The sequence below is a fragment of the Candidatus Kryptonium sp. genome (assembly GCA_025060635.1).
Lineage (GTDB): Bacteria > Bacteroidota > Ignavibacteria > Kryptoniales > Kryptoniaceae > Kryptonium.
In genome coordinates, this window is sequence record JANXBN010000145.1 from 1 (window position 1) to 522 (window position 522).

Consider the following 522-nt stretch of genomic DNA (forward strand, 5'->3'; position numbering starts at 1 on the left):
TTATAAAATTGAGATATGTTTCAATCCCTCACAGGTGCGATTCAAACATTGAAGTTTTTGACGGAAGACTATGTCTAATGTTAAGTTTCAATCCCTCACAGGTGCGATTCAAACGTTAAAAGGAAGCAATTTAAAAGATAGTTATTTTTATGTTTCAATCCCTCACAGGTGCGATTCAAACTGGGACACTTTTTTGTTTTAAAAAACGGAATATACATGTTTCAATCCCTCACAGGTGCGATTCAAACAGGTTATATAGTTGTTATTGTTTGCAATGAACAAAAAGTTTCAATCCCTCACAGGTGCGATTCAAACCAGAGATGTTGTTGGGACGAGAGAAAACATTTAGCTTGTTTCAATCCCTCACAGGTGCGATTCAAACAATTGTAAGCATTAAACCCTTGTTTTGGGATAAAATGTTTCAATCCCTCACAGGTGCGATTCAAACGTTTTACCGCACCTGCCTTATTTTTTTTGTCCCATTTGTTTCAATCCCTCACAGGTGCGATTCAAACTAGTTCG

At 37.0% G+C, this 522-nt stretch carries 3 protein-coding genes; all 3 read left to right on the top strand.

Annotation, left to right across the window (positions count from 1 at the left end; all coding sequences use genetic code 11):
• Positions 1-70 precede the first annotated feature (70 nt).
• The 3 genes from NZ923_10835 to NZ923_10845 are packed head-to-tail and all read left to right on the top strand — an operon-like array spanning position 71 to position 518.
• A complete protein-coding gene (locus NZ923_10835; protein MCS7230501.1) occupies positions 71-202 on the top strand; it encodes a hypothetical protein in 132 nt (43 codons plus the stop codon).
• Positions 169-390, top strand: coding sequence for a hypothetical protein (locus tag NZ923_10840; protein ID MCS7230502.1), 222 nt, complete (start codon positions 169-171; stop codon positions 388-390). Before NZ923_10835 ends, NZ923_10840 begins: the two co-directional genes overlap by 34 nt.
• The gene (locus tag NZ923_10845; GenBank protein MCS7230503.1) at positions 303-518 is read left to right on the top strand and encodes a hypothetical protein; all 216 of its coding nucleotides are present in this window, start codon (positions 303-305) and stop codon (positions 516-518) included. The genes NZ923_10840 and NZ923_10845 overlap by 88 nt, the downstream gene beginning before the upstream one ends.
• The last annotated feature ends 4 nt before the right edge of the window (positions 519-522 follow it).